Below are 7,753 nucleotides of genomic sequence, written 5' to 3'. Positions count from 1 at the left end.
GGCGAGGTGAGTGCCGCGGCATGTCCCTCGCGTTGCATATCGGCAATCTTCGGATCGATGGATGACGAGAAGTCGACCGCGAACACGATGGCGACGTCAACGTTCGCGGCATGGGCCGAGGCTCCCCAAAACAGCGAAGCTGCAAGTATTCCTGTCACTCTCGAGATTGAACCGGCCGGCGTCAGGAGACTGCCCCAGCCTGTCGCCCGCACCCGTTTGCGAAAGGATGGGGGGCCGGCGTCCTGATGATACACACTGCCAAACATGTCATTCTCCATCTCGACATCCGGTCGTTTCAAAAGCGAGCTCAACATGTGGAAATCTGGCGGATCGCCTTGGTGCCCACGCCGAACAGCAGCAGATCGGCCTTGGTCCACAAGAGATAACAGCCGAGCAAAGTCAGTGGCATGGCGAGGGCCGCGAAGGAGCCGCCCGACCAGACCTCAGGCAAAGCACGGCCGAGGGCCACTGTCGTCGCCAGCATTGCCGGCAACCGGCTGGCGAGCACCGCACTGCGGAACGGATCGGGCCAAGCGGCCGGCCACATCGGAATTGGCGTGCCGGGCCTGTGGAAGGTGCTGCCGAATTTGCCCAGCGCATGCAGCAGGCCGGAGGTCGCCGCAAGCAATGGATCGCCGAGCAGCAACAGGGCAATGCCGAGCCCGATCGCACCCAGGCCCGACAGGAAGTCGCCCAGACGGTTGAGGGCGGGATCGGGAGCATCCGGCCTTGCCCAGGCCCGGTGATAGGCCTCGCCGCCCCAGAAGAAGACCAGGGTGGTCAAGGTCAGCGCAACAGTGCCATGGCTGCCAGCGAAGTATTCGATCACCGCCATGGTGACGCTGCTTCCCTCATGCAAGCCGACCGGCGCGGTGGCAATCTGGATCGCGAGACCGACAATGAGGCCGAGCGCGTTGCCGCTGTTGTAGTAGCCGCCCGGTCCCCTCATGCGGGCGCGAAGCGCCGATGCCAAATGTGCGATCGGAAGAAGGATTCTCCGCGCGTCCATCACTGCGCCCCCGCGAGAAGTCCGGCCGCCATCGGCAAAGCCACCGCCGCCTGACTGATCGACGCCACTGCCCCCGTGTCGGGCGGCAACCGGGGCCGGAATAGGTTTCGCATCACCGGCAAGGGTCATCACATTCCTCCACTGGACCTGAATTGTTGGGGTGACGATCGCCTGCCCAATTTGCGGCGGCAGCTGCAAAGGCAGGGGCCCCGTCGAAGGGTTGAACCGAAGCGGTTCGCAAGGACGTGCGTGCCTGCGGCGCTCGGTTCGACAGTGCCACGGACAGGATCGCACCCAGAATGATGGCGGCACCCAATGCGCTCGCGGACGAGCTCCGCTCGCCGAGAAAGATCGCCGCGCCCAGCGCCCCGAAAACGCTTTCTGCGCTGACGATCACGGCGGCGTGGCTGGCCGGCGTAAAGCGGAGGGCAACCGTCTGTATGCCGAAGGCAATCGCAGTGGAGAACACGCCGAGGATCGCCAGTTCCGGGCCGGCTGCGAATGCGGCGGCCAACGACAGATTGCCTTGCATTGCGCCGAGCGGCAGGGCGAAGGCGGCGGCGCCGAAGAACTGTGTCGCGGCTGCGGTGAACGGCCGCGCATGCACCTGCATGTGCCGACCCAGTTCGACTGCCCAGAGCGCATAGCAGGCAGCCGAGAGGACAGCGGTGAGATCGCCACTGCTGAACCCGGCAATCCCATCCGACAACAGCAGGGCTCCAACAACGGTCAGCCCGGCGGCGACCGTGAGACTCGCTGTCGGACGTTCGCCTACGAGAAACCAGGCGGCCAGCGGTGTCATTACCGTTGCCGTGCTGACCAGGAAGCTCGCATTGGTGACGGAGGCGCCGAGATAGCAAAGCTGCTGGAGCGTGATGGAGATGGCAAACAGCGCGCACACCTTGGCCAAGCTGGAAAAATAGTCCGGCCCGAGCGGAAGCCGCCTCTCCATCAAGACAAAGGGCAACACAAGCAGGCCGCCGATCAGGCAGCGCAGACCCACCGCACTCAGCGCCTCGAGATGCACAAGCACCATCTTTTGCGAGACATTGCCGAAGCCCCACAAAGCGGCTGCGAATAGCAGCAGCAAATTGGCTCTTGTCCTGGACACGCGTCCCCCTCGAACCAAGCCTTTCGTTGACTTGGTCACCTTAATTTAGCAAAGCCTAAACAGCCTGCCGTTACGGCAGCGCTTGAGCGCGAAGGCCGACTGTTGCGAAGCGTTAGTTTTGAGTTAGGATTTCGTCAGGCTGGGATAGCAAATGCAAAGTGAGGACAGGGGCGCTGCAAATAGAATCTCACTCTTTGGCGGTTTCCGGATTGAAAATGAAACGGCCGGTCCGCTTCGGCTGACCGGGAAACGAGGGCCGGCAATCATCGCCTATCTGGCCCGATGTCCTGGCATGGCGGCGACGCGGGAGAGGCTGGCTGACCTCCTATGGGGCGACAGCGACGGCGAACATTCGCGCAACAGCCTTCGGCAAGCCCTCAGTGTCCTGCGCCAGGATCTGGCGCGAGAGGGGGTGGATCTCATCCATTCCAGCGGTGAGCTGATCGCCCTGAGGCCAGAGGCCGTTCAAGTCGACGTGGAGAAGTTCGAAACGGGTCTCTCGGCACGTTCCGCCCAGGACCTCGCGAAGGCCTTGGCGAACTACACCGGGCCCTTCCTCGACGGGCTTTACCTGGGAAGCAATGCGTTCGATGACTGGATCACATCGGAACGCGACAGGCTGCTCGGCCGCGCGCTTGAGTCCTTCGAAAAACTGGCCCGTCTCGTCGACCCTGATGCCGGGCTGATCCTGGCCGATCGTATTGTGACCATGGAACCGACACGGGAAGAATCCTATCGGCTCAAGATGGAATTGCTGCTCGCATGCGGGCAACGCGACAGGGCAATCAGGACATACGAAGCCTGCAGAAGCATGCTGAAGAAGGAGTTCGGCGTCGAAGTCGGCCCTGAAACGCGGGCGCTTTGGCAATCTCTGTTGCTTGCCGCCGATGACGCTTCAAATGTGCAGTCGACAAGTGGTGTTCCGGCCAGCCAGCGCCTTGGGCGTCCGTCCATCAGCGTTGCCGACTTCGTCAATCTGACTGGAAAGCAAGGCGACGACTTTTTCGCCAAGGGACTTGTCCAGGACATCACGACGGCCCTTTCCGAAGTGGCCGACTATGTCGTGCTCGCCGCGCTTCCGCCCGAAAAGAGCGGTCCAGGCGAAGAAGCCAAGACGCCAGGGACACTCCGGGCGCGATATATGCTCAGCGGCAGCGTCCAGAGATCCGGCAATGGGTTGAGGGTAAATGTCCAGCTCGTCGACGCCGCCGGCGGCCACCACGTCTGGGCCCAGAAGTTCGACGGCCACTTCGAGAACGCGCTCGAATTCCAGGACAGGATCGCACAGTCTGTTGTTCTTGCCGTGATCCTCGAACTTCAACTGACCAACTGGAAGGTTCGAGACAAAAGCCCGCCGGGGACCCCTGAAGTGCGCAGGCTGGTCAACGAAGCTCTCATGAAATATTTTGAGATGACTCGGGACTCACTTTTGGTCGGGATAGAGCTTGCCGAGAAGGCCTTCTCGCTAGGTCCCGACAACGCCCGTGCAAAGCGGACGCTCTCGATCGTAATATCCATGGGCGTGGCGTTTGGTGCACTGCCTCGGGAGCGAGGGGTGATCGAGCGTGCGGTCGAGCTTGCGGAAGCCGCGGTGCGGGCGGTACCGGACGATGAAATTGCTCGATGTATCTTGTCGTTCGCTCTCGAAAGTTGCGGTCGTATCGACGAGGCGATCGCCGAATGCCGCCACGCGATCAGCCTCAACCCGAGCTACCCGACTGGCCACGGCGATATTTCGATGCTCTTTGCGTTGCGCGGACAGGTCGACGAAGCGGTGCGCGAGGCCAACGAAGCAATCCGGCTCGGAACGCACGATGTGATCGACTTCTGGCGCCACCACGGCCTGGTTGTGGCGCTCTTCGCTGGCGGAGACAACCAGCGGGCGCTCGAAGCCGCCCGCAAAGTGGTCAGGACAAAGCCGGGCTTCGTTCGCGGCGCCCTTTATTGGGCCGCGACCGCGTCGGCCACCGGAAACAACGAAGAAGCGTCCCGGGCCATCCACCATTGCCTGTCACAACTTCCGCATCTCAATCTGAGCAATGTCTGCCCTGGCTTTGTGCCGCGCTATGTGAAGGATCATCACCATTCCCGGTTCCTTGAGATGCTGTCGAGGGCTGGCCTTCCCAGTTCCTAGCCACAGTCCAGGCCACGTCCTTAGCTCAAGCGCCCAGATATAGGTCCAAGGTAGCAGGCCGTCTATCTGGCTGTTCGGATGGCGGTTGAAGTCCCTAGTGAGCACGTCGGCGAGATAGCCGAGTGGGTCGACGTCATTGAGTTTGCAGATTGCGAGGCTCACATTAGATTGTGATAAAATAGGTGTTGGAGAATTTTCCGGCCGCGCCAATGGCGCGGCTTGGGACCCCGACCTAAGAACGGCAGCAATGAGAAACTGATGATCTTGGCATGAGACACCATCGCCCAACAGAACGGCGCGTTACTATCAGACGAGATGTATCGTCATAAAATGGTCAGCCGTTCACCGAGTCCTTGAGAGCCTTTGCCGGCTGGAAGACGATCTTCTTCGATGCGGCGATCTTGATCGTGGCTCCAGTCGACGGGTTGCGGCCATCACGTGCTGGTTTGTTCTGTACCTTGAACTTGCCGAAGCCATTGAGGCTGATTTCCTCGCCCTTGGCAGCGGCTTCCGCAATGCCCTTCAACACATCCTCGACCACGGATTTCGCTTGGGTTTTCGACAGGCCGTGCGCGTCTGCAAGGCGTTCGGCAATATCGATCGTGTTTACAGCCATCGTTTCCATCCCTGAATTGGTTCAACCGATTGGCCTTATGGCACAGGAAATTCCACACTGTCATCGGGGTCATGGAACGGAATCCGGTGCAAACCAACGCTCGAACCGGGAATTTCCACCACTCTGTCTCGAAAGTCCCGCAGCGCATGACTTCGGCATCAGACGCCCGGCGTGTAGACGACCCTTTCCCAGCAATGCCTCGCCGGTGTGAGGCGTAATTGCACATTCGGCCATGCGGTGGAGGATCAGGTGTGACGGGAATCGTCACGGCATTTGGCGGCTTGGAAGCCGCTGCCCTCAGCAATCAATTGGCCTTCGTAGCTGCCCAAGCTCGACGATCCCAGCTTCCCCGCTCCGATCTACGCGAGCTTGGTCGAGACCGACACCGGGGGCGACTTCTCGCTCATCTGGTCACGACGCGCCGCGGAGTGGTCCGTCAAGCACTAAGCCCCGCCGCAAGGCGGGGCTTTGTCATGTTCAAGTCCGCCGATGCCTAAGCTCTGCCAGCATGAAGTCAAAAAAATGAGGATCCGAGGCCCAGGCGATGTTGACGCGGATGCCTGCCTTGGCAGGTTGGCGCTCCGGCGAAAACACGGTACCAGGTGCGATAAAAATCCCCTGGCGAGCGCCTTCCCGGGCGAGGGCGATGTCATCGACATACTCGGGAAGCTCCAGATAGACGTAGTATCCACCTGTCGGCTCGGCAAAGAGCTTAAGACCCATCTTCTGAAGGCGGGGAACGACCGTCTCGGTGGCCTGCTGCACACGCTGCGCCAAACGCTTGAGGTGGCGCCGATAGTGACCTTCACTGATCAATCCATGGATCAACCGCTCAATGTGTCCTGAGCTGTTGACTGTCGTCAGCATCTTCAACTCGGCAAGGGAAGCGATAAGGTCGGGGCGCGCGGCGATATAGCCGCAGCGCAGGCTGGCCGACAACGTCTTGGCAAAGGTGCGCACGCAGATGACGTTCCGCAACTGGTCGAGAGGCGCAAGGCCAACGCCACGGACCGTCGGCAGGTCGACGAACGGGTCGTCCTCGACCACCAGCATGTCGCAGCGCGCGGCGATCGTCAGGATCGAGTGAGCCGTCGGCAGGTTGGTCGAGCTGCCGGTTGGATTGTGCGCAAGCGATTGTGTGAAGAACAGCTTCGGACGCTCGCGCTCGGCCTTGCCGGCGAGATCGTCGAGGTCCGGACCGGCCGGCGTCCGCTTCACGCCGATCATGCAGATCTGCGCCAGCTTCAGCTTGGCGAAAAGCGGGTAATAGCCGGGGTCGTCGACCAGCACGGTATCGCCGGCGACGAGGAAGCGGCGTATGATCAGGTCCAGTGCGTGGTTGGCGCCGAATGTCAGCAGGATCTGGTCCGGGCTCGCCTGCACCTCGCGCTCCATGAGGTCGAAGGCGAGGCGCTCGCGCAGCGCCGGCAGGCCCATCGCCGAACCATAGCCGTCACTGCTGGACCTCTGGTGCCGGCCGAGCAGCCCGAGATGGCGCCGCACTTCCGATTCCTCCATCCATGAGGCGGGCGGCCGCCCGTCGCCGACGCGGATCGAAAAGCTCTCCTCCAACTGCGCATTGAGCAGCGAGGCGATGTCGACCGCTTCCGCGACATGGCGGGGACGCTCGCTCGGCGTCTGCCGGCGACGCTCGGCGACCATGAAGCCGGCGCCGGGCCGCGAAAACGCGATGCCCGCGGATACCAGCCGGTCATAGGCATCGACGATGGTGTTCTTGGAAACGTCGAATTGCTCGGCGGCCTTGCGTATCGACGGAAGCTTGGCGCCGACGGTAATCGAGCCGGTCTCGATGCGCCTTCTGATCTCTGCCGCCACGGCCTCGGCGCGCGTCATCCCAGAACATCCTCCGATGGGCTGCGTGCCCTGATATGGACTGGTACAGTTTGTCGCTGTTTCCTGTAGCTGTACCTTGATAGATGGTATCAGTTAAACGATAGCTGCCTCAACGACAAGCATTCGCAGGGAGGCGATCGTGATGGTGGCTGTCCAGGACAGCGGTGTCGAGCCGCGGCTGAATTCCCGCATCGAGAAATTCCGCGACCTGTCGCCGGCCGATCGCCTGGCGACGGTCGGCGACGCCGCTCGTCTTGGGCAGGCGGATCGCGATGCCTTGCGCGGCGGCGTCCTGCCGCTCGATCTCGCCAACGGCATGATCGAGAATGTGGTCGGCACTTTCGAGATTCCGCTCGGCGTCGCCACCAATTTCACAATTAACGGTCGCGATTACCTCATCCCGATGGCGGTGGAAGAGCCGTCGGTGGTCGCCGCCGCCTCCTACATGGCGCGCATCGCCCGCGGTTGCGGCGGCTTCGAGACATCGAGCACCGCACCGATCATGCGGGCACAGGTGCAGATACTCGGTCTGTCCGATCCGCACGGCGCACGCGCCAGGCTGCTGTCCGCCCGCGACCAGATCATCGCCGCCGCCAACGAGAAGGACCGGGTGCTGATCGGCCTCGGCGGCGGCTGCCGCGAGATTGAAGTGCAGGTGTTCGAGGAGACGCAAGTCGGACCGATGGTGGTGCTGCATCTGCTCGTCGACGTGCGCGACGCGATGGGCGCCAACACGGTCAATACCATGGCCGAGGCAGTCGCACCGATGATCGAGCGCATTTCGGGTGGCACCGTCCGGCTGCGCATCCTCTCCAACCTGGCCGACCTCAGGCTGGCGCGGGCGCGGGTGCGGCTGACGCCGAAGGCACTGGCGACGAAGGAGTTCACCGGCGAGCGTATCGTTGCCGGCATCGTCGAGGCCTGTTCGCTGGCGATCGTCGATCCTTACCGCGCGGCCACGCACAATAAGGGCATCATGAACGGCATCGATCCAATCGTCGTCGCGACCGGCAACGACTGGCGGGCGAT

Annotated in this window: 7 protein-coding genes and 2 pseudogenes; 3 read left to right on the top strand and 6 right to left on the bottom strand. The window is 62.2% G+C overall.

Going from position 1 to position 7,753, the window contains the following annotated elements; all coding sequences use genetic code 11:
* The 3 genes from EN750_RS10540 to EN750_RS10530 all read right to left on the bottom strand — a co-directional run.
* The coding region (locus EN750_RS10540) for a DUF1194 domain-containing protein (protein ID WP_245482670.1) at positions 1-278 on the bottom strand (278 nt) is incomplete at its 3' end.
* A gap of 29 nt (positions 279-307) precedes the next feature.
* Positions 308-973, bottom strand: coding sequence for a hypothetical protein (locus EN750_RS10535; RefSeq protein ID WP_245482669.1), 666 nt, complete (start codon positions 971-973; stop codon positions 308-310).
* Positions 974-1,121: 148 nt separating this feature from the next.
* A complete protein-coding gene (locus EN750_RS10530) occupies positions 1,122-2,120 on the bottom strand; it encodes a DMT family transporter (protein ID WP_127396380.1) in 999 nt (332 codons plus the stop codon).
* A gap of 151 nt (positions 2,121-2,271) precedes the next feature.
* Here EN750_RS10530 and EN750_RS10525 point away from each other — a divergent pair, with 151 nt between their 5' ends.
* A complete protein-coding gene (locus tag EN750_RS10525) occupies positions 2,272-4,254 on the top strand; it encodes a BTAD domain-containing putative transcriptional regulator (protein WP_127396379.1) in 1,983 nt (660 codons plus the stop codon).
* 39 nt (positions 4,255-4,293) lie between these two features.
* Here EN750_RS10525 and EN750_RS10520 read toward each other — a convergent pair.
* Positions 4,294-4,401 (bottom strand): annotated as a pseudogene (locus EN750_RS10520) (transposase domain-containing protein); the annotation flags it as partial.
* A 187-nt stretch (positions 4,402-4,588) separates the two neighbouring features.
* Complete coding sequence (locus EN750_RS10515; RefSeq protein ID WP_095089546.1) at positions 4,589-4,870, bottom strand: HU family DNA-binding protein; 282 nt, start codon at positions 4,868-4,870, stop codon at positions 4,589-4,591.
* Positions 4,871-5,197: 327 nt separating this feature from the next.
* Between EN750_RS10515 and EN750_RS10510 the strand changes: the two are divergent.
* Positions 5,198-5,317, top strand: a pseudogene (locus EN750_RS10510) (DUF736 family protein); the annotation flags it as partial.
* A 30-nt stretch (positions 5,318-5,347) separates the two neighbouring features.
* Here the strand turns inward: EN750_RS10510 and EN750_RS10505 are convergent.
* Positions 5,348-6,724: a PLP-dependent aminotransferase family protein gene (locus EN750_RS10505; RefSeq protein ID WP_127396378.1), complete on the bottom strand. Its 1,377-nt coding sequence runs from the start codon at positions 6,722-6,724 to the stop codon at positions 5,348-5,350.
* 142 nt (positions 6,725-6,866) lie between these two features.
* On the opposite strand from EN750_RS10505, the gene EN750_RS10500 reads away from it, so the two are divergent.
* Positions 6,867-7,753 (top strand): hydroxymethylglutaryl-CoA reductase, degradative (locus EN750_RS10500; RefSeq protein WP_127396377.1); only part of this gene is annotated, 887 nt, incomplete at its 3' end.

It is taken from the genome of Mesorhizobium sp. M7A.F.Ca.ET.027.03.2.1 (assembly GCF_003999175.1).
In the GTDB taxonomy this organism is placed as follows: domain Bacteria; phylum Pseudomonadota; class Alphaproteobacteria; order Rhizobiales; family Rhizobiaceae; genus Mesorhizobium.
Note: the sequence above shows the minus strand (reverse complement) of the source record. Positions and strands in the feature narration are given on the sequence as shown.

Coding starts and splice junctions, on each gene's coding strand:
- EN750_RS10525 (WP_127396379.1), top strand. CDS start 2,272: ATGCAAAGTGAGGACAGGGGCGCTGCAAATAGAATCTCACTCTTTGGC.
- EN750_RS10515 (WP_095089546.1), bottom strand. CDS start 4,870: ATGGCTGTAAACACGATCGATATTGCCGAACGCCTTGCAGACGCGCAC.
- EN750_RS10505 (WP_127396378.1), bottom strand. CDS start 6,724: ATGACGCGCGCCGAGGCCGTGGCGGCAGAGATCAGAAGGCGCATCGAG.